Annotated in this window: 18 protein-coding genes and 1 tRNA gene; 6 read left to right on the top strand and 13 right to left on the bottom strand. The window is 62.6% G+C overall.

Annotated elements, in window-relative coordinates:
• Positions 1 to 231: 231 nt before the first annotated feature.
• The 11 genes from BKM74_RS12925 to BKM74_RS12975 form a co-directional block, all read right to left on the bottom strand.
• On the bottom strand, positions 232 to 2,553 hold the full coding sequence (locus BKM74_RS12925) for an AAA family ATPase (protein ID WP_232315204.1): 2,322 nt from the start codon (positions 2,551 to 2,553) through the stop codon (positions 232 to 234).
• Positions 2,550 to 3,320, bottom strand: a complete 771-nt coding sequence (locus BKM74_RS12930; protein ID WP_067559327.1) for a PD-(D/E)XK nuclease family protein — start codon at positions 3,318 to 3,320, stop codon at positions 2,550 to 2,552. The genes BKM74_RS12925 and BKM74_RS12930 overlap by 4 nt, the downstream gene beginning before the upstream one ends.
• Entirely contained in the window at positions 3,317 to 3,727 is a 411-nt protein-coding gene (locus BKM74_RS19000; protein ID WP_245825934.1) for a DUF6511 domain-containing protein, read from the bottom strand. The genes BKM74_RS12930 and BKM74_RS19000 overlap by 4 nt, the downstream gene beginning before the upstream one ends.
• 3 nt (positions 3,728 to 3,730) lie before the next feature.
• Positions 3,731 to 5,413 carry a DEAD/DEAH box helicase gene (locus BKM74_RS12940; protein ID WP_067559334.1) on the bottom strand — a complete coding sequence of 561 codons (1,683 nt, stop codon included), beginning with the start codon at positions 5,411 to 5,413 and terminating at the stop codon, positions 3,731 to 3,733.
• A gap of 13 nt (positions 5,414 to 5,426) precedes the next feature.
• The gene (locus BKM74_RS12945; RefSeq protein WP_067559337.1) at positions 5,427 to 6,047 is read right to left on the bottom strand and encodes a hypothetical protein; all 621 of its coding nucleotides are present in this window, start codon (positions 6,045 to 6,047) and stop codon (positions 5,427 to 5,429) included.
• A gap of 101 nt (positions 6,048 to 6,148) precedes the next feature.
• Positions 6,149 to 7,024, bottom strand: a complete 876-nt coding sequence (locus tag BKM74_RS12950) for an ATP-binding protein (RefSeq protein WP_067559341.1) — start codon at positions 7,022 to 7,024, stop codon at positions 6,149 to 6,151.
• On the bottom strand, positions 7,024 to 7,359 hold the full coding sequence (locus BKM74_RS12955; protein WP_067559344.1) for a hypothetical protein: 336 nt from the start codon (positions 7,357 to 7,359) through the stop codon (positions 7,024 to 7,026). Before BKM74_RS12955 ends, BKM74_RS12950 begins: the two co-directional genes overlap by 1 nt.
• The gene (locus BKM74_RS12960) at positions 7,359 to 7,553 is read right to left on the bottom strand and encodes a hypothetical protein (RefSeq protein WP_067559345.1); all 195 of its coding nucleotides are present in this window, start codon (positions 7,551 to 7,553) and stop codon (positions 7,359 to 7,361) included. The genes BKM74_RS12955 and BKM74_RS12960 overlap by 1 nt, the downstream gene beginning before the upstream one ends.
• A gap of 84 nt (positions 7,554 to 7,637) precedes the next feature.
• Positions 7,638 to 8,360 (bottom strand): RNA polymerase sigma factor, encoded by a 723-nt coding sequence (locus tag BKM74_RS12965; RefSeq protein ID WP_067559348.1) that lies wholly within the window; start codon positions 8,358 to 8,360, stop codon positions 7,638 to 7,640.
• A 98-nt stretch (positions 8,361 to 8,458) separates the two neighbouring features.
• Entirely contained in the window at positions 8,459 to 8,704 is a 246-nt protein-coding gene (locus BKM74_RS12970) for a hypothetical protein (RefSeq protein ID WP_099045579.1), read from the bottom strand.
• A gap of 79 nt (positions 8,705 to 8,783) precedes the next feature.
• Positions 8,784 to 11,012, bottom strand: a complete 2,229-nt coding sequence (locus tag BKM74_RS12975; protein WP_140056086.1) for a hypothetical protein — start codon at positions 11,010 to 11,012, stop codon at positions 8,784 to 8,786.
• A gap of 398 nt (positions 11,013 to 11,410) precedes the next feature.
• On the opposite strand from BKM74_RS12975, the gene BKM74_RS12985 reads away from it, so the two are divergent.
• The 6 genes from BKM74_RS12985 to BKM74_RS13010 all read left to right on the top strand — a co-directional run bounded on the left by BKM74_RS12985 (position 11,411) and on the right by BKM74_RS13010 (position 17,892).
• Complete coding sequence (locus tag BKM74_RS12985; protein ID WP_086466116.1) at positions 11,411 to 11,863, top strand: DUF2924 domain-containing protein; 453 nt, start codon at positions 11,411 to 11,413, stop codon at positions 11,861 to 11,863.
• Positions 11,860 to 13,167: a recombinase family protein gene (locus tag BKM74_RS12990; protein ID WP_086466117.1), complete on the top strand. Its 1,308-nt coding sequence runs from the start codon at positions 11,860 to 11,862 to the stop codon at positions 13,165 to 13,167. The genes BKM74_RS12985 and BKM74_RS12990 overlap by 4 nt, the downstream gene beginning before the upstream one ends.
• Positions 13,164 to 13,547, top strand: a complete 384-nt coding sequence (locus BKM74_RS12995) for a hypothetical protein (protein WP_086466118.1) — start codon at positions 13,164 to 13,166, stop codon at positions 13,545 to 13,547. Before BKM74_RS12990 ends, BKM74_RS12995 begins: the two co-directional genes overlap by 4 nt.
• A gap of 222 nt (positions 13,548 to 13,769) precedes the next feature.
• Positions 13,770 to 15,137 carry a DNA cytosine methyltransferase gene (locus tag BKM74_RS13000; protein WP_086466119.1) on the top strand — a complete coding sequence of 456 codons (1,368 nt, stop codon included), beginning with the start codon at positions 13,770 to 13,772 and terminating at the stop codon, positions 15,135 to 15,137.
• Between the two features lie 26 nt (positions 15,138 to 15,163).
• Positions 15,164 to 16,594 carry an McrB family protein gene (locus BKM74_RS13005; RefSeq protein ID WP_086466120.1) on the top strand — a complete coding sequence of 477 codons (1,431 nt, stop codon included), beginning with the start codon at positions 15,164 to 15,166 and terminating at the stop codon, positions 16,592 to 16,594.
• Positions 16,594 to 17,892 (top strand): McrC family protein, encoded by a 1,299-nt coding sequence (locus BKM74_RS13010; protein WP_086466121.1) that lies wholly within the window; start codon positions 16,594 to 16,596, stop codon positions 17,890 to 17,892. The genes BKM74_RS13005 and BKM74_RS13010 overlap by 1 nt, the downstream gene beginning before the upstream one ends.
• 395 nt (positions 17,893 to 18,287) lie before the next feature.
• On the opposite strand, the gene BKM74_RS13015 is transcribed toward BKM74_RS13010, so the two are convergent.
• Together BKM74_RS13015 and BKM74_RS13020 are read right to left on the bottom strand one after the other, a co-directional pair.
• A tRNA-Ser gene (locus BKM74_RS13015) sits at positions 18,288 to 18,379 on the bottom strand.
• Between the two features lie 160 nt (positions 18,380 to 18,539).
• A complete protein-coding gene (locus BKM74_RS13020) occupies positions 18,540 to 19,160 on the bottom strand; it encodes a glutathione S-transferase family protein (RefSeq protein WP_086466122.1) in 621 nt (206 codons plus the stop codon).
• Positions 19,161 to 19,221: the final 61 nt, after the last annotated feature.

Here is a 19,221-nt window from a genome sequence, read left to right on the forward strand (position 1 = left end):
GCGGTGCGCGCGGCTGGCCCGGACGTATGGGAGGAGTGGGCAACCCTGTGGGGTGGCCCTCCCATACGTAGTATGGGGGTTTGACACCTAACTGTTCCGAGGCGTTCAAGTGGCTGAAATCATTGCGGAATAAGACTTCATGAAGTCTTCGGGCATGAGTCAGGGACCTGACTCTTATTTGCCCGTAATCTATTGATTTCATTGAGTAAACAGTTCGCGCCGTCATATGAGTCAGGCCTCACTCATATGAGTTAGGTCGTCCTCGAGCCCCTCCGGGTAGACCCAGACGGCAGGGTTTTCGACCTGCAGGCAGAGCCCGGATTGGGGGCACTTGAAGTGGCTGGGCAGGACCGGACGGGCGGTTGTGTTGACCTCGCCGGTGTCCGGATCGACCTCCTCGACGGGCGCGCCGAACTGCATGCCCTCGACGCAGAGGTAGCCGAACCGCGACCGGGTGACGGGGAAGCCGAACCCCGAGGGGTCGCGCAGGAACTTCACGAAGCCCTTGGTTGCCAGCACGCTGAGGCGCTCGCGGATCGTGTGCTTGCTGCCCAGACCGCCCCGGTTCTCGAAGGTCTCGGCGAACTGCATGGCGGTGTAGAGGCGCTCGCTGGCCGCCTCATCAAGCAGCATGCCGAGGATGACATCGTGTTTGCGCAGCCGCTCGGCATCGAGCCTGGCGCCGACCTCCTTGCGCACCAGACGCTCGTTCAGTGGGTTCAGCTCGACCCATTCGCCCTTCTCCTTGTCGATCAGCTTCCCAGGCAGCGCAGGGCCGTTCCGCAGCTCGATTTCCAGCCTGCGGACGGTGCTGTCATCGTCGGGCCGGTGCATGAGCAGCCCCGAGGTATAGAAACCGCGCAGCGCGCTTGCGCCGGAGAGCGCGAGGAAGGGATCGTCCTTGACCTGATGCCTGGTGGCCTTGCGGGTGTGGTGGGCGAGGATGACGCCCGCGTCCGGATTGACGGCATCGCGGAGAAGCTCCACCCGGTCCTTAAGGAAGAACATCATGGCGCTGTTGTCGTTTTCGCCTCCGCCCTCGGGGCCGCCATCGAACAGGTTGCGGATCGGGTCGATGACGATGATGTCGGGCAGTGCGTCGGGGAATGCGGCCCGGATCGCCTCGGCCACGCGGGCGACGCCCTCCGCGTCGAGCAGCAGCTTCAGCTTCGGCGTGGCGACGAAGGTGTCGCGCGCGGCGGCGATCACGGCGGCAGACAGCGCGATCTGCTGCATGCGCTCGCGCAGATAGTGATACTGGATCTCGGCCTGCAGGTAGAATACGCGCAGCGGCCGGGGCGGCGTGAACCCGAGGAACGGCACGCCTGCCGCCATGTGCACGAGCCAGGAGATCAGGAAGTCGCTCTTGCCGACCTTGGGCGCGCCGCCCAGCACCAGGAGCCCGCCCGGCGTCAGCACCCGCGGCCCGATGATGTCCTCCGGCATCGGACTGGTGTCGTCGAGCAGCGCGCCGAGGCTGAAGGTCTGCAGCGGGCTGGCCGGGGCGTGGACATGGGCTGCGCGCAGGAGCGGCGGACCGTTGCGCTTCACATGCAGCGCCCAGAGCCGTTCCGCTTCGGCCTGTAGCCGATCGAGCGGCCAGGACGGGCGCAGCATGGCGGTGTTGTAGCCGCAGATCGCCTCCCAGCCCGTGAAGGGGTCGAGGCGGCCCTCGTGAACCAGGCGGATGTAATGGCCGATGGCGGCGCTGGCTCCCTGGAACCGGGACCACTCATCAACCGCGCCCTCGCGCACCGGCGTGGTGAGCACCGCGTCGATGCCGGGCTTGGCCTGCGGGGCCGAGACGTCGCTGGCGAAGCCCACGCCGGGAAGCGGCGGCATCGCGGCGACTTGTTCGGCGAACTCCGCAAGGTCCGCCTCGACCGCGCGATATTCACGGATCTGCACGAGGCGTTGATGACCATGCTTGTGATAGACGGTGCCCGGCACCCGAATCGGCTGGTGTGCCGAGCGGAAATGGGTATCGCCGCCGACCTTCACGGCGATCTCGCCCCGCAGGCGGCAGAGGGTGGCCAGCTCTTCGCTCTCGGCGGGTTCGGTCAGTTTCCACCAGACATGTAGCTTCGCCGCGCCCTCGGGCGTGCGCCCGCCGCTTTCGATGATGAGCGTCGGCGGGCCGAGGTGGCGGGTGACATGGTCCAACTTCGCCGGGATGTCGCCCGCGTCGAGATCGACGACGATGGCCTGCATCTGCAACACGTCGGCGGCTCGGGCCTGACCCTGTTCGGCGACCGTGCCGGGGATGACATAGACCGCCGCCCCCTCGCGGTTCGCCCACGCGGCGAAGGTCGCGAGTTTCCCTGGTGCGGTGTCGTCGGCCGCGATCCAGATGTTGTGCGGCTTGCCGTCCCGGCCCTGACCCTTGTCGACGAAGCCGCGAAGCGGGATCAGCCCCTCGCACCAGCTGAAGACCGTGTCGAGAAAGAGGGCGATCTGCTCGGGATCGGAATCGCAGCCGAACGGGTTCTCGGATGGCGGCCCATCGTTGAAGTCCATCCACGGGTTGAAATGCAGGATGCCGTCGTCGCTCATGGCTCGAGCCTCCAGCAGCGCTCGAGCCATGAGCAGAAGCGGCACTCGAAGTAATCGGGCGTGGTGGCGACGCGCGGCAGGACTTCGCCCGCATCGGTCGCCTGCAGGATCCGGACACCGCGGTCGGACATGCGCTGCGCGAGATTGGCGTCGAAGGGGACGAGCTCGTGGTGGAGCTCGGCCGTGTCCTTGTTGATCGCGGTGAAGAGCGCGGGCGCATCCGAGAGTCCGGGGACTGTCCCCTCCATGTAGGCCTGGTAGAGCGCGATCTGGGCGGCGTAGACCGGCTTAGACTTCGTGATGCCGTCCTTCACGCAGGCGCGCCAGTTCTTCGCGTTCATCGTCTTGCATTCCCAGAGAGCGGGAACGGCGAGACCGAGGTCCTCGGGTCCGGTAGCGATGATGCCGTCGACATGACCGCGGATGCGCCCGCCGGCGACGGAGAAGCCGAACTGGCCGCCATCGGGCCGGTTGCCCCTGCGCGTGTAGAGGTCGAAGCCCGCGTCGCGCAGCCAGGCGACCGCCAGATCCTCGAGCGCGTGGCCGATAGCGAAAATGCGCAGCGACTGGCCCGAGAAGTCCTTGCCCTCGTCCTTCGGTGTCGCCGTGAACTCGAACTGCAGGGCGCGCTCGCAGGCATGGCCGAGGCGGGATCCGCCAAGGTAATCGCGGCGCGGCCGCATGGCCTGATCGGCGGTGAGCGCCCGATCCACGGCAGCATTGACCCGTTCGGCGAAGCTGGGCCGGTGATTGTAATCGAGGGTCAAAATGGCACCTCCGCCGTCTGCACCCAGGCGATGTCGGACATGGCCTCACGGAAGCCCTCGACGGCTTCCTCGATCAGCGCGCGCACCTGTGCCTCGGTCAGTTCGGACAGCGGGGTGGCCCAGCCGATCTCGTCCATCAGCAGCGCCACGCGCTGCATGGTGGCGGTGATCGCGGCGCGTTCTTCCTCGGTCAGGTCAACCATGGCGAAACCCTCCCGTGCCAAACGCGTCCAGAAGGACTGGCAGGGAATCGAGCAGAACCAGACCGGCGGCCGGGGTCGTTTCGACCGGCGCGGATCGAACCAGCCAAAACCACGGGTGGGTTGCCGGCAGACAGCACAGAGCATTCCACGCGGATACCAGAGCCGCCACCGGTCCGCGGCGATGGTGGGGGTGGCAGGTGTCATCGATCATGCCGCCCTCCGTTCGGGGCTTGCGGCCGTGTCGATCAGCTGCCGGATGGCGCGCTTGTTGAAACCGAAGGTCATCAGCGCCGAGGCGCGATAACGCGTCAGACCGAAGTCGTGCCGGCACTCGGGCGGCAGGTACTGGAGCTGTTTCTCGGTCGGCGGCTGGCGTAGCCAGGAGCGGGTCTTGAAGGCGCTCTCGTCGGTCTCGTGGGTATTCAGCCAGTCGTCGGCCTGCGCCAGGCAGACGGTGCGCTCGCCGACACCCAGCAGATGCGGACGTTCGCCCTTCGCGCCACCGATGGCATACCAGATTCCGTCCATCCAGAAGATACCACCCCAGGCTGCGAAGCCCGCCGCCATCAGCGCGTCGTCCGTGCCGAAAAGGTCGACCCAGGCGAAGCTGGACCGCTTCAGCAAGTCGATCTCGGTCATCATGAAGCCCGAGAGCGGCGCCGTGCCCCCGCCCTCGCCAACGCCCTCACGCGGGAAAACCTCGCCGCAGAGCGGGCACTCGGTGGTGGCGAGCGGAATCTCCGCCGCGCAGGCCGGGCAGGTCTTTGTCGGCGCCTCGCCGGTCTCGGCCCTGCCGTCGAGATCGACGTCCTGCTCCAGCGTGCCGTGGATCAGACTCGACGTCCCGAAATCGAGGATGATGCAGTCGGTCTTGACGATGCCGGGGTATTCCTCGGGATCGACGGTGCGCAGGCCGCGCCCGACCATCTGGATCATGGTGGACTTGTAGGAGCTGGGACGCAGCAGCACGACGCAGGATGTGGGCGGGTGGTCCCAGCCTTCGGTCAGCACAGCCACATTGACGACGACGCGGATGTCGCCCGCCGCGTAGCTGGCCAGAAGCGCTTTCCGCGTCTCGGCCTCCAGATCGCCATGGATCAGCGCGGCGGAAACGCCCGCCGCCTTGAACGCCTCGGTGACGTGTTCGGCGTGGGCGACGGTGGAGCAGAACACCACGGTCTGCCGGTCGCCTGCCTTCTCCTTCCAGTGCCGGATCACCTCGTCAGTGACCGGCGCGCGGTCCATGATGCCCGCCACCTCCGCCATGTCGAAATCCGACATCGTCCTGCGGACCGAGCGCAGCTCGTCCTGCACACCGACATCGATGACAAAGGTGCGCGGAGGAACGAGGTGACCGGAAGCAACCATCTCACCCAGTCGCACCTGGTCCGCGACATTGTCGAAGACCTCGCGCAAGCCCCTCCGGTCACCCCGGTTCGGCGTCGCCGTGACCCCGAAGACCCGCACGTCGGGATTGGCCTCGCGCACCCGGCCGATGATGCGGCGATAGCTGTCGGCGACGGCATGGTGTGCCTCATCGACGACCAGCAGGTCGAGACGCGGCATGTCGGCGAGGTTCGGGGCGCGCGCCAGCGTCGGCACCATGGCGAAGGCTACCTGGCCCTTCCAGCTCTTCTCGGTGGCGTCGATGACAGAGGTCGACATGCCCGGCACCACGCGCTGGAAGCGGGCACGGTTCTGTGCCGTCAGTTCGTCGCGGTGCGCCAGCACGCAGGCCCTGGCGCCGCTGCTGATCGTCTCGCCGGCAACCGCCGAAAGCATGACGGTCTTGCCCGCGCCCGTAGGCGCCACGCCCAGCGTATTGTCGCGGGAAGCGAGTGCAGCAACGCAGCGCTCGACGAACACCTTCTGACGGGGGCGCAGACGCATGGCTGGGTTCTCCTTACTGCGCCCAGCTCGGGCGACCGGCTGCACCTTGCACAGGCTCGATCTGGCTGGGCTGGGAGGTCGCCGCAACCTGCGGGGCGCTACCCTGCGCCGGGGCGGCAGAGAACTGAGGCGCGACCGCGCCCATCAGCGCGGCATAGTCGCGGTGATCGGGCGTGACCGCGGCACGGATCTCGTTCTTGTCTTCCCCATTGGTGTCCTGGCCGATGTCAATACGGGCGATGAAGTCGATCCCGTCGAGATCGCCGAAGCCGTTGATGCGGCGGCGCGCCTGCGCCTCAGGCGAGTTATCCTTGTCGGACACGCCGCGCGCCGAGTTGAGGATTCCGCGGATCAGGCCGCGCCCCATGTTGGCCCAGTCCGGGCCCTTGGGGCTGTACAGGCCGATGAGCGACCAGATCTTGCGCCGGGCGTATGGCCCCTCAAGCACCGTATACTCGGCGTCGAGATAGACGGCGCCGGTGGCGGCGCGGCGCGCCCAGCCGCCGGTCCAGCCCTGCGAGGCGTCGTCGTAGCCGCCGGGGCGGAGCGTCAGGCGCACCTTGGCGAGCGTGCCCTTCGGGATGACATTGGCGTTAGATTGCGCGGAGTTGAAGTCGTTCCAGGGTCCGGACATTGCGCGGCTCCTTTCAGTTGCAGGATCGGACGCGCAGCGGCGTCAGAGGGGAAAAGCCAACCCGGCGACCGGATCGGGACACCGGGCGTGGCGAGAGGCGCTCAGCCATGACTGGGCTCCTCAGCGGGCGCGGGATCGGCGGGCGTCACCGGCGGCCAGGTCAGGCGTTCGGAGGCTGGCGCCGCGGGGCGCTGGATCTTCTCCATCAGCCGGCCGAGATGCGGCGGCTCGACCATGTCGAGACGGCCGGAGCGGTCCTTGGCCGGATAGCCCCAGGGATTCAGCGTCTGGCAGACGAAGGCGCGCTGCGGCTGGCCGCCGGGGTCCGGGATGTCGGCCATGGTGATGACCTGATCGACGATTCCGGGCAGTTCGAGCCCGGTCTTCGAGCCGTCGATCTGCGGCTGGAACACCTTGCGATTGAAGTCGTCGAGCCGCTCGTCGAGGATGCCCACGAACCAGACATGCTTCCCGCGCGTGTGCTGCAGGTGGGTCAGCCAGCCGATCATCTCGCGGCCATGCAGCCCGTAGGCGCCGCGAATGTCGGGCTTGCCGGTCTTCTCCGAGAATGCCTCGGGCTGGCCACGGCACCACTGAAAGCAGAGCCGCCCAGCCACGGTGATCGAGTCGATGAAGACGGCCTCGTACTTTCCGATCACCGTCGGGTCGCCGTAGCGCCCGCAGACCTCGTCGAAATGCGCCTGGCTATAGGGCTGCTCCTCGCGCAGCGCCGGATTCGGCCCGCCGATGAACACCGCGAAATCCCGGCATTCCTTCCAGGTGCGAGGCCGGAGCGTGTCGATCTCCAGCCCCTCGACCGCCAGATCGCCGGCCTCGAGATCGAGGAAAAGCGTGGTCGAGGCGTTCAACGTCCAAAGCAGGCTGGTCTTGCCGATGCCGGACCGGCCGAAGATCACACCCTTGATGCCCTTGCGCTGCGCGAGCCGTTCGTCGGCGCCGATGATGGGAAGGGCCATCACTGGCCCTCCTTGTTCTGCACTGCTGGCGCGGCGCGGTCAGAGCCGATGCACCCCGCCTCGCGGGCGAGCTTGTAGAGCCGCTGGAGCGCGGCGGAGCGGCGATAGGCTGCAGAGCATTCCTGTTCTGCCGCGATGATTCCGAAGGCGATTTCGTCGACGGTCGCCTCCACGACCTGCAACGGCGCGCGCGCTTCACCGCCGGGCTGTTGCGCAAGGATGATGGTTTCGGGAAGATCCTCGAGCGCATGGTGCGCCTGGCGAAGACGCATGATGTCATCCGGTTGGTCCGGCATGGCTTTTCTCCCTGAGATGAAATGATCGAAAAAACCCATCACGCCGCTTTCCTCGCGTCGGGCGCGGGATCGGCGACATAGATCGCCAGCAGCGGCGTCCCATCCGCATGGGTACCGGCGTCCTCGATCTGGTAGCTGCGGTTGGGCTCGCAGACCTCGGTCAGTTCCCAGCGTCGGTAGAGCCCCGGGAGCCGCCGGAAGTCCTCAAGTGACAGGTCGGCAGTACGGTTCATGCGTGTCTGCTTTCGGTTGGAGTGAAGGCGCTCCAGGCACTCGAACTGGAAAAGCCGTCGGTGGAACCGGATCGGGACATCGGCTCAGTGGATTTCCTGAAAGGCGGCGCGCAGCCTGCGCATGGCGCGCTGGTATCGCTTGCGGGCGGCTACCTCGGTCAGACCGAGCTCGACAGCCACCTCGACCTGCGAGAAGCCCTCGATCGCCACACGGATCACCAGCAAGGCATCCGTGCCGAGCAGCTTGTGCAGATCGTTCTGCAGGTGTGTGGCTTCCGGAGCGGGCTGTCCGCCGATCAGATCGGTGCACATGTCGTCGGGTTCGACGTCGCTGGCGAGGCGTTCACGCGCCACTTCGCGCTGGCGCGCGCGGACGATGTCGCGCTCGACGTTGCGCAGGATCGTGGCCGCAATCCAGTTGACGCGGCCGAGGTCGAGGCCACGGACCGCTTCTACCGTGCGCGCCAGAAGATCGGAGGGGATCTCGTCGGCAGGACCGATCCTGCGCCAGATCGACCGGCGCCGGATGGCGTCGAGGCCGGGCCAGAGCGCCAGCAGCAAGATCGTCAGCGCGCAGTCGGACGCGGGCCCGTCGCCCTGCGCCGCCTCGACGAGGGCCGCGAGGATGAGGTTCTTCCGGCCTTGATCGCCTTGGGTGCGGTGCAGCCCATCCAGCAGGGCCGCCGGATCCCGGAACGGCACGAGCACGGCTTGATCGCGCCGTATGACATCGAAGCTACGCTGGAAGTGAAGGTTGGTGGATGAATGCATGAGATGCTCACGAATCTTGTGCCACGCGAAGGACATCGGACGCCTGCCTTGCGGCCAGGCGTCCGGCGCCTTCTGGTGGCCAAGTCAGGACGTCGCGCGTCTCTGCTGTTTCGGGGGGTAGGTGAATGCGCGCGTCAGCGTGCGGGCGCGGTCGCCTGGTTCAGCGTGCCGCAGCCGCGGCAGGTGGCCTGAGCCGGAAAGCCCACGAGATACTCATGCCCCCGCGCGAAACGCAGATGCATGCGGCCATCCCGGCTGACGCCGAGCAGCTTGTCACAGCGCGTACAGCGCCATTCCGAGTTGTCAGTGGTGGGCTTGATCTTCGTGGCGCCGGCCCAGCTCGTCTGGGTTGCCTGGCGCGAAGGGACGGGAGTCGGCATGGAAGTGCTCCTCTGATTTGGAGCCCTTTCAGTAATCAGTGGTTTGTCAGACCGTCTCCCGCCACATGTTAGACCGTTGTTAGACGGCGGCCTCGGGTGACGCCCCGTCGACCACCAGACGCCAGTAGCCGCGCTTCTCCCCCTTGGCGATGTAGACGTTCAGGATGCTCTTCCAGGTCTTCGTTCGGAATGCCTGCTGCGGGCTCCGAGAGCCGGTCCCATCCATCAGCGTGTTGACATGAACATCGGGGCTCCCGGCCAGCGCGGCGGCGACAAGGCGCTCGAAGATCCGGATCTGATCCGCGCCAGTCAGCGCAAGCGGCGGCTTTCCCGGAACATGCAGCGTCGCCGATTGCGGACCGGACGTCAAAACACGCGGAACCGCGCCACCGGACGCGAGTTCGCGACCGCCGCGCCAGGCCAGTTCGAGCCCGTCGCGCGACAGGATGAACTCGTCTTTGTCCGGCGCGAGTTGATCGAGAATCGATACCACGACATTCGGGCCGAGATGGGCCGGTCTGTCCTGGCTGGCAGACAGCACGATACCCACACCCGCCTGATTCCTCGCACGCATCAGGACATCGAGCCGGGCCAGCGTCTTCAGATCGTTCAGCCGCCGCGCGAAATAGAGCGGGACCTCGGCGCCTCCGATCTCCATCGCGCCGAGCAGAGTCAGGTCCTGGTCGAGAACCTGCTGCGATCCGCGCCGAGTCAGCAGCGGTTTCAACAGGCGTACCAGCGTCTCCATTAGCCACTCGCGATTAATCGCGTAGAGGTCGAGATCCCCAGCCGGGATGTCTCCAGCGTCCTCGCCGAATGGCCCGATGGCACGAACCATGCCGGCATGCTCCGACGGCTCGATTGTGCCTTCGCCCTCGATGCCGTCCTCCTCGATCAGCACTCCGTCCTGCCGGTCGCGACGCTCGAGAAGTCCGCCCTCGATCAGCCGCCGAGGATCCAGGCCCAGCTCGCGCAGGTGCTGACCGCTCACTTCGTCCTCGACCCGGTCGTGAAGCCTGACAAGTTCGGCGAACATCGCGCGCAGATCCGCCGGGTCGATCTGGCGAAAGGCGTTCAGGATTCCCCAAGCCTGGAGAAGCGCGAATCCCAGGCTTCTTTCCGCGGGATCCTTGTGGCTTTGCAGATTGCAGCTCTTCGTGCCGGAAATCGTGATGGTCATGGTGCGCTCCCGAGGGTCGCCCGCGCGACTGTAGGCTACCGAAATCCCGATCCGGCTGAAGCCATCGGCGCGACGAAACACGTTGTGGGCACCGAGACACCGGTCCGCCACATCCTCGATATCGTCGTCCATGGTCACCTTGAGTCTAAGCTTGCGGCGCCATAGGCCGAGCCGCACCTCCACCTCGATGACGCGGACGCGCGTAATGTCGTAACCCTCGACATCCGGACGCTCGAGGTGCAACGAGGACCTGAACCGCGAGAGATTGTATTGCTTCCATGTCAGGGGTTTTCCGGAAATGTCGTGGCCAAGCGCGACATCGGCGAAGATGTCGCCGACCTGGCGGCGCTCGACAGGGCTGTCGGCGCAGATTTCGATCTGGCGCAGCGAGGGTGTGTAGATCAGCGTCACTTCGTTCGGCGGGCGATAATACATCGCCCGCCTGCGACCATCGTCGCGCAGGTGGAATACGCTCGAGAGTCTGCCACCATGGCGTACGATAAGCATGACCGAGGCCGGATGCGCGTCCGTGGCGGGCAGATCGACCGTACTGACGGTGCAGGACACCTCGCGCCTGATCGAAAGTTCTTCCCTCAGTCTGTTCACCAGCGCGGTGGTGTTGATATTCCCCGCGTCAATCGGCAAGACCTCGTCGAGATCAACCTCGAAGGCGTCATAGAGCTTACGGTGATCACGGAATTGCCGCGTGAAGTGAAAGCTCTCCGCGTCCTCGAAAATGCCGCGAGCGTTCACGAACGTCCAGATGCTGCGGCACAGCGGATCGGGCTGATCCTCGAAAACGCAGATGTGTTCATCATCGAGCCTCTGCGCGACGATGGTCTCAAGCGAGGTAATGCCCTTGCCTGCGGCCAGATGCCGGATGCGCCGCGCGCGCATCTCGAGAGGCTCAAGTTCGTCAGTGTCGCGTTCCGCAAGCGCCTCGGCCAACCGGTCGCGGAAGGCATCGACCGCATCCTCATCGTCGATATCCGGCACTTCCGACGGCAGGGGGATTTCCGGTTCGTTCTCGCCATCCTTTACGGTGAGAGCCGCGTGGAGCAGATCGGCTCGCGCCTCCTCGATCAGGGCGTGCGTTTCCGGACCGAGTGGCGATGTCCTTCGTGGCATGAACTCACCCCTACCAAGAGATGTGTAAAAATAAAATAACTACATATGATTGTGCCCAGTAGGCAAGAGCACAAGCAAAATGTTCATTAAATGTTCCCTTTTCTGATACCGCCTGTCCCGGCCTGTCGCCGCAATTGGCTTTTCTCAGGTGACTATCCGGTTTCAGGTAAATATCCGAAAAGGGCACGCCGCGATCCGATGAAACGCCCCAATCCCCTGCCGCCTGACATGATGACCCCGGCCGAGCGCCGCTCGGAACTCTGCCGCCTGCTGGCCGGCGGGCTGGTCCGGCTGAGGCTACGGGAGAAGCGTCAACTCTCCGCGGAACATGGAGAATTTCCGCTACACAACTCACCCGACCAGAGCGGTAGTGCAGGTCCAACTCAACGGAGGACCGCATGAATTCGTACGATCCCATACCTGCGCGCCTAGCCGCGCTGAAGACCGCCACGACGCCCGAACTGAAGACGCAGTGGCGCGACCTCTTCGACAGCGAGCCACCGCCGTTCAACCGCCGCTATCTGGAGAGCCGTCTGGCCTACCGGATTCAGGAACTCGCATATGGCGGGCTGAAGCCCGAGACCGTCCGGCGGCTCGAACAGCTGGGCGAGGAACTCGAAGGCGGTAACCGCAAGAAGAGTCGCGTTCGCGCTGACACCATACCCATCGCCGGCACGCGGCTGATCCGCGAGTGGCAGGGCGTAGAGCACGCCGTCACGGTCAAGGCCGACGGCTTCGAATGGCAGGGGCGGCCTTACAAGTCACTCTCGGCCATCGCCCGTGCCATCACAGGCACGCGCTGGAACGGGTGGGTTTTCTTCGGGCTCAGTAACCGGCGGGGGCGGAGATGACCGACGTGAAGATCAAGCGCCGCTGCGCCGTCTACACCCGCAAATCTTCCGAGGAGGGTCTCGATCAGGAATTCAACAGCCTCCACGCCCAGCGGGAGGCATGCGAAGCCTATATCGCCAGCCAGCGCTCCGAGGGCTGGGTGCTGATGCGTGATCGTTATGACGACGGCGGCATATCCGGCGGCACGCTGGAACGTCCTGGCCTGCAACGGCTGCTGGAGGACATCGAGGACGGGTTGGTCGACGTGGTCGTTGTCTACAAAATCGACCGACTTTCGCGCTCGCTTGCCGACTTCGCCAAGCTGGTCGAGGTATTCGACCGCAACGGTGTGACCTTCGTCTCGGTGACGCAATCCTTCAACACCACTACGTCGATGGGCCGCCTGACGCTGAACATCCTGCTGAGCTTCGCCCAGTTCGAGCGCGAGGTCACCGCCGAGCGCATCCGAGACAAGGTCGCCGCCAGCCGGAAGAAGGGGATCTGGATGGGCGGCGTCCCGCCCTATGGCTATCGGGTCGAGAACCGGAAGCTGGTACTGGACGACGAGCGCGCCGAACATGTCCGCTGGATATTCGAACGGTTTCTTGAGATCGGCTCGGGCACCGAACTGGCGCGCGAGATCGCGACGCGCAATATGCGCACGCCCCGTGGGAACAGCGTCGACAAAAAACATATTTACCGGATGCTGAACAACCGCGCCTACATAGGCGAGGCAGTTCACAAAGGTGACAGCTATCCTGGTGAGCACGATGCCATCATCGATCGCAAGACATGGGATCGCGTCCACACCATATTGCAGGAAAGCCCCCGCAGGCGCGCCGCTCGGAGCCGCGCCAATACACCGGCACTACTGAAAGGCCTCCTGTACGGCCCCGATGGCGCAGCCTTTTCTGCCACTCACACCCGAAGAGGCGGCAAGCTATACCGCTATTATGTCAGCCAGACGGTGCTGAAACATGGTGCCGGATCCTGCCCTGTGGCCCGCGTTCCTGCTGGAGAGATCGAGGCCGCCGTCATCGACCAGCTCCGCGCCGTATTCCGCCAGCCGGAGATCATCGCCGGAACCTGGAAAGTCGCACGTGCACATGCCGACGATATTACCGAAGCGGAAGCTCGCACGGCGCTGCCGCAGATGGACCTGGTGTGGGACGAACTGTTCCCGGCCGAGCAGGCTCGCATTGTGGCGCTGCTGGTGGAACGCGTGGACATCGGCACGGACAGGCTGAACGTCAGGCTCCGCGTGGACGGCCTCGGCGGCCTTGCGCGCGAGATGATGGCCGGCGACATAGAGGCGGTCGCATGACCCGCGGAGCGCCGATCCCCGAGACTGTGACGCTTCATGTCCCGTTCCGGATCGTGAAGCGCGGCGGGCGAAAGGAGATGCATCTGCCGGAAGGCGCCGCGCAGCCGCGCCGGACGGACAGCACACTAATCAAGGCGCTGGCCCGCGCCTTCCGCTGGAAGCGGATGCTAGAGGCGGGCAAGTTCGCTTCTATCACCGAACTGGCTGAGAGCGAGGGCATCGCGCCCTCGTACATGACCCGCATCCTGCGCCTGAACCTGCTCGCCCCGGACATCATTGAAGCGATTATGGACGGCAAGCAGCGGGCGGAGGTAACGCTTGCACGGTTGATGTTCTCGGTTCCGGCGGAGTGGCAGGACCAGTCGGCCCTCTTCGACTGACGGCCGAAGTGTCTTTAGGAGTCAATCGGTTCAGGCTTGGCAACCTAGGCTCTTCCTCTGTGCAATCGCCCTAGCCGCAACCGTCATCTTCTGGTTATGAGTCATGAGTCCTGAGCCTAGGCAGTAAGCCGGCTGAAAAGGAACGAGAATCTGTGACCGAAGGCCCGCGGGGGAGCAACCCTCCGCTTGCCACCGCGGCAGACCTACCATACTGTCCAAAACATGAACAGGATCGACTATTCATCATTTGACCTGACCGTCGGCGTCCGTGACGCCTCGGACGAGCAAAGCGTTCCTGTCGCTCGCGGGAAGACTACCGTCGGCGTTATCTCGCTCTTCGCCGGCATCGGCGGTTTCGACCTTGCCTTCGAATGTGCCGGCGCCAACATCCTGCTGCAGTGCGAAGTGGACAAATTTTGCCAATCGGTGCTGAAGCGCCATTGGCCAAACTCGAAGCTAGAGGCCGACATCAAAAAGATTGACACTTCAACGATGCCGGATGCTGACGTTTGGACTGCAGGGTTCCCTTGCCAAGACGTATCACTCGCTCGAGGAAACCATGGTCGTAACGGACTGAAAGGCGCTCATACTAGCTTGTTTTTTAAGCTTATGGAGCTCGCTGAGGTCAAAAAGCCGAAGGTTATCCTGTTAGAAAACGTTGTCGGCCTGCTAAATTCTCATAAGGGTTGTGACTTTGCGATCATACTAAATGAGCTGACAAGTCGCGGCTACGCAGTTGCATGGCGGGTCCTGAACGCCCGTTATTTTGGGGCTCCCCAGTCTCGGTCGCGCGTGTTCCTTTGCGCATGGCTTGGCGATTATGCAAGTGCAGTAAGAACCTTGTTCGAATCCGTTCCCGGAGAGAAGCCCGGCAAGGAACGAGTCGGTTTCATGACGCCTACTAAAGATCCTCGCACTGGCGCAATCGTTCCTGAAGTCGCCTATTGCGTTGCAGCAACCAGCGGCCGACACACGGGCAATGACTGGAGCCGCTCATACATATCTTACGCCGACCGCGTGCGTAGGCCAACCCCGACTGAGAGCGAACGCCTTCAGGGCCTTCCGACTGACTGGACCCTTCCGGATGCAAGCTTTCCAGAACCGGCCAGGGGTCTTGATTCTGAGCGCTACCGCGCCGCCGGTAATGCCGTTGCCGTTCCGGTTGTGCGGTGGATCGCTGACCGCATCATGGATCTCCTGAAGGCGAAGAAGCAAGAGTTGGGGGGTAGCTTTGCCACCTACGTGCGAAGTGCAGCTCCTGATCTCAACAAGGAGACCCGCCGTGTCGTTTTCTTGGAAGTGCTGAAAGGTGTCGAAGCCGGCGGTTATTCGTACCGTTGGAAGAGCGGTGGTTGTGCGTGGGGGCATGATGTGATCGAAGGAGCCGCGTCGGTTGCGCCATCAAAAATCATTCCCTCTCGGTTCGTAGATGTTCTCGATCCGGTGATCCCGCCGGAGCGCTACTTTCTGACACCTAACGCCGCTGCCGGCATCGTCCGGCGAGCAGATAACGTTGGCCGCACACTATTTCCGCCCATGCGCAAGGCGCTGGACAAAATGGCTGCGGTCGCTCAAAAGCAATCAAACTAAGATCCTAGCAGTGAGATTGCCGAAGAATGGTGAGCCCAGCCTTCGTTCGTTTAGGTCCGTCCAGTGCAGCACTTACTCGTCAGCTGGATGAGGCAAGTTCTGGCATCTACAACGAAGATGTCGAGCTGACTTGTGCGCAAGTTCCAAACCAATTCAGCCCCGGATCCCCGATTTGGTTGTGGCTAGGAAGTGACAACAACAAAGGCGCCGCGACTGACTGGGCCCAAGGCATTCGGGCCTACGGCGTTTGCAAGAGAAATGAAAGAATTGAGGGCAACAAATACGAGATTGTTATCGGTGACATCTTGCTGCTGCCACGGTCTGTCTCGAAAATTGAGCTATTAGAAGCTTCACCTGAGACATACGCGCGCGAGCTTGCCGAAGCGGCTGTCATCGGGCTGAACAATTACAGCTCTCAAGTCGTGCAGATCTTAAGCGACAGCGAATTTGCCGCCATCGGCGCGATGATCGCTGATATGATGCCGGAAATTGCCGAAGAGGTGAGGAAGAGAATACCCGGGTCTGCCGGGATCAAGATCATCGCTCGTCCAGAGGAAAGCGGCGAGTTGACCGAGAATTCTGCGGAGGAAGGCGAGCCCGAGCTCCCAAATTACAAGTCCGAGTTGGAAGATGATGACCCCATTCTTCGTGAGGTGCGCCACCTAATTGAGGATGACAACTGGGGCGGAGTGATGCTTCAAGGCGCTCCTGGCACGGGCAAGAGCTGGTACGCTCGCCAGATCGCTATTAAACTGACGGGTGGTGATCGCTACCGAATGCGCGAGGTTCAATTTCATCCTAGTTACCAGTACGAAGATTTCGTTGAAGGCTATGTTCCCAAGGGGTCGACCGGCTTCACCCTTCGCGACAAACATCTGCTCGAGATGATCCAGGTCGCGAAGCGCAGCGAGGGCTCAGTTGTTCTTGTAATCGACGAGTTCAGCCGTACCGATCCTGCGCGCGTGCTCGGCGAGGCGTTAACGTACATGGAGGGGTCGCTTCGGGGGGTCGATTTTCGCCTACCTTCTGGGCGCCGCGTTAACATACCGAAAAATCTGATATTCCTCGCTACAATGAATCCCGATGATCGGTCAGTGGACGAAATCGACGCTGCTATGGAGCGTCGATGGGCCAAAATCCATCTAAAGCCAGATGTCGACAAGCTGCGATCTTTCCTCGAGAGCAACGGGGTCGAAGGCGCAATGATCGGTGCAATTATTGAATTCTTCGTTGCGCTGCAAAATCACGTTGAGATCGGGCATGCGTTCTTCCGAACTGTCAAGGATGAGGCGTCTTTGAGGAGGCTTTGGAACCGACAACTCAAATATATGATTCAGAAACGGTTCCGGTTCGACAACGATACAAAAGAGGAGATTGGGGTTCTGTGGGACAAGTGTCTCAGTGCCTTGAATCCTAATCCTGCTGTGGCCGCAGCTGCGTCAGGCGATAGTGCCTAATGGCGGCAGTTTCTGCCGCAGCACTGCCGAATGGCCGCCCAAGGCGGAGGATCATTCCGCTAGACTCACGCTCTACCACCGACCTTCCGATTACTGATCTCATCGTCGATGGCAGGCTCGATATCTATCCGCATGTTGAGGAGAAAGGTCTGCTCTTTTTGCAGTTCCGACGCAACATGCTGACACTAGCTGCTGGTCCCTATGTGGGCCTTATCCCGTTGACGCCCACGGTTTCGGTCGATGTTCGTCCCAAGCTCCCGATAGGAAATTTTGCACGCGTCCTCGATGCGGCCCGTGGATCGATGAGTTCGATTACGGGAGTGGATCGGCTTTATATGTCGGACGAATTGACCAGCAGCAGCGTGCTAGAGTTCCTGGCCGCGAACTTTCTTGGCGCCTTACGGCCTGTGCAGGAGAACGGGCTTCTTAAGGATTACATTCGCATTACGCAGATGACGTCCAGTCCCCGTGGGCGCATCAACCCTTCCGGTACGATGGTGCGAGCCTGGAGCCGCGGGCAAAAGCACAACGTTGAAGCGCAGCGTTTCGAACAGACGTCCAACATCCCGGTTAACCGAGTTTTGAAGGCGGCTCTACGGATGCTTTTGTCCCGGATGAAGTCCAGCGGTCAGAACGGTCGACAGCTTATCTCTGAGGTCAACCGTGCATATTTTGACATGCCGAGCAACACTGGTGACCTGAAGCCGACCGACTTTGAGCAGGCTAAGCATACCCTCCTATCCCGCCTACTGCCGGCTTCTAGGATGTACTACAGACGAGCTCTCGAGATCGCACTGCTGATCATCTCGAACCGCGGGATTTCACTGCAGGAGCAAGGTGAAGACGTCCTGCTCGAGACTTTCATCGTAAATTTCGAGCGGATGTTTGAGGAATACCTTTTGCGCGTGTTGGAGCAGCGAGCTGATCCAAAACTGCTCAGAGTTCGAAGCGGGAATACCAGCGGGAAAAAACCACTCTTCGATGATCGTAGGGAACCGCTAGCCCAGCCTGATATTGTGATCAGCTCAATCGCTTCAGGCAATAAGCTTATAGCCGAGGTGAAGTACAAAGAAAAACCGACCAGAGAGGACTATAACCAAGCGATTACTTATGCGGTGACCTACCGTTCCAATCGAGTGATTCTTGTGCACCAAAACAAGGTAGGCGCGGCAACTGGACTGCGGCACATCGGCACCATGAACGGGATTGCGTTAGACGCATATGCTTTCGATCTTTCAAAAGCTGATCTGGAGAGCGAAGAGCTAGCATTCGCAGGTGTCCTGCTCAGCAGCGTTTGACCGAGTGGAGGGTCTGCAGGGAGAGGTGGTCGCGCTGACGGGCGCCGATGGCAAACGGATTCGGGGCGTAGCTAGCTAGATGAAGATCGGGGGCAGGTGAAGCACTGCCCAGATAGATGGCAACGCGCCCAATGTTCGATTTCTGTACCTTTTCTAAACATGTCCCTGAAATCTAAGTGCTCAGCAGGCAGGAGATTAAGTAGTGCCATTTCAAAGGCTTGTAAAAAATTCACCAAATCCGCGCAGTCATGAGGTCCGGAGAATATCAGCCCTGAGAGACCGCTTTCGTCCCTCTTGGCACCGGGGCCGGTTAACAGCCCCTCCCGCATAACCCTCGGCAACAACAAAAAAATCCGGCCGGAGCCGGATCGATAGAAGTATTCTTCAAGGTAAATTGGCGGAGGGGATGGGATTCGAACCCACGATAGGGGGTTAACCCTATAACGGTTTAGCAAACCGTCGCCTTCAGCCACTCGGCCACCCCTCCGCCGTGAGGGGCTTACGTTCACGACGTATGCGGACGCTCCTTCTATAGGCCGCCCCTGCCCCTGTCAACGAGAGAAGCCGTACACGTCTGACAGGACTGAAGATTGTCTGAAACGGGTCGCCCCGGCGCGTCACTGGCCGGGGCGAATCGTCTCTGAGCCTCAGGCCGGAACCGCCATGCCCTTCTGCACAGCCGGCCGGGCGCCGACATTATCGAACCAGCGCTTCAGGTTCGGATAGTTCGCCCAGTCGATGCCGTGCCATTCCCAGCGCGCAACCCACGGATAGGTCGCCACATCGGCGATGGTGTATTCCTGCCCCGCGAGATAGGGCACCTCGCCCAGCCGCTTGTCCATGACGCCATAGATGCGGTGCGTCTCGTTGGTGTAGCGGTCGATCGCGTAGGGCACCTGCTCCTTGGCGAAGCGGCGGAAATGATGGGCCTGGCCAAACATCGGGCCGACGCCGGCCTTCTGGAACATCAGCCACACCATGGTCTCGTAACGGCCGGCCGGATCGGCGGGCAGCAGCTTGCCGGTCTTCTCGGCCAGGTAGAACAGGATGGCGCCGCTCTCGAACAGGCTGATCGGCTTGCCGCCCGGCCCGTCGGGATCGACGATGGCGGGGATCTTGTTGTTCGGGCTGATCTTCAGGAAGTCCGGCGCGAACTGCTCGTCCTTGCTGATGTTCACGGCGTGCGTGTTGTAGGGCAGGCCGGCCTCTTCCAGCATGATGGAGACCTTGCGGCCGTTCGGCGTACCCCAAGTGTAGAGTTCGATCATTTCGGTTCCTTAGTGTTGGTTAAGGATGGATGGCCGCACCTTAGTGCATGGACCGCCGCGA

This window comes from Oceanibaculum nanhaiense, assembly GCF_002148795.1.
Taxonomy (GTDB): Bacteria; Pseudomonadota; Alphaproteobacteria; order Oceanibaculales; family Oceanibaculaceae; genus Oceanibaculum; species Oceanibaculum nanhaiense.

Excerpts from the sequence above, each read along its gene's own strand:
- BKM74_RS12955 (WP_067559344.1), bottom strand. The coding sequence starts at position 7,359 with ATGGGTTTTTTCGATCATTTCATCTCAGGGAGAAAAGCCATGCCGGAC.
- BKM74_RS13020 (WP_086466122.1), bottom strand. The coding sequence starts at position 19,160 with ATGATCGAACTCTACACTTGGGGTACGCCGAACGGCCGCAAGGTCTCC.
- BKM74_RS12985 (WP_086466116.1), top strand. The coding sequence starts at position 11,411 with ATGAATTCGTACGATCCCATACCTGCGCGCCTAGCCGCGCTGAAGACC.
- BKM74_RS12945 (WP_067559337.1), bottom strand. The coding sequence starts at position 6,047 with ATGTCCGGACCCTGGAACGACTTCAACTCCGCGCAATCTAACGCCAAT.
- BKM74_RS12940 (WP_067559334.1), bottom strand. The coding sequence starts at position 5,413 with ATGCGTCTGCGCCCCCGTCAGAAGGTGTTCGTCGAGCGCTGCGTTGCT.
- BKM74_RS13010 (WP_086466121.1), top strand. The coding sequence starts at position 16,594 with ATGGCGGCAGTTTCTGCCGCAGCACTGCCGAATGGCCGCCCAAGGCGG.
- BKM74_RS12995 (WP_086466118.1), top strand. The coding sequence starts at position 13,164 with ATGACCCGCGGAGCGCCGATCCCCGAGACTGTGACGCTTCATGTCCCG.
- BKM74_RS12950 (WP_067559341.1), bottom strand. The coding sequence starts at position 7,024 with ATGGCCCTTCCCATCATCGGCGCCGACGAACGGCTCGCGCAGCGCAAG.
- BKM74_RS12965 (WP_067559348.1), bottom strand. The coding sequence starts at position 8,360 with ATGTCCTTCGCGTGGCACAAGATTCGTGAGCATCTCATGCATTCATCC.
- BKM74_RS12925 (WP_232315204.1), bottom strand. The coding sequence starts at position 2,553 with ATGAGCGACGACGGCATCCTGCATTTCAACCCGTGGATGGACTTCAAC.
- BKM74_RS12970 (WP_099045579.1), bottom strand. The coding sequence starts at position 8,704 with ATGCCGACTCCCGTCCCTTCGCGCCAGGCAACCCAGACGAGCTGGGCC.
- BKM74_RS13005 (WP_086466120.1), top strand. The coding sequence starts at position 15,164 with ATGGTGAGCCCAGCCTTCGTTCGTTTAGGTCCGTCCAGTGCAGCACTT.
- BKM74_RS12960 (WP_067559345.1), bottom strand. The coding sequence starts at position 7,553 with ATGAACCGTACTGCCGACCTGTCACTTGAGGACTTCCGGCGGCTCCCG.
- BKM74_RS12975 (WP_140056086.1), bottom strand. The coding sequence starts at position 11,012 with ATGCCACGAAGGACATCGCCACTCGGTCCGGAAACGCACGCCCTGATC.
- BKM74_RS19000 (WP_245825934.1), bottom strand. The coding sequence starts at position 3,727 with ATGACACCTGCCACCCCCACCATCGCCGCGGACCGGTGGCGGCTCTGG.
- BKM74_RS13000 (WP_086466119.1), top strand. The coding sequence starts at position 13,770 with ATGAACAGGATCGACTATTCATCATTTGACCTGACCGTCGGCGTCCGT.
- BKM74_RS12990 (WP_086466117.1), top strand. The coding sequence starts at position 11,860 with ATGACCGACGTGAAGATCAAGCGCCGCTGCGCCGTCTACACCCGCAAA.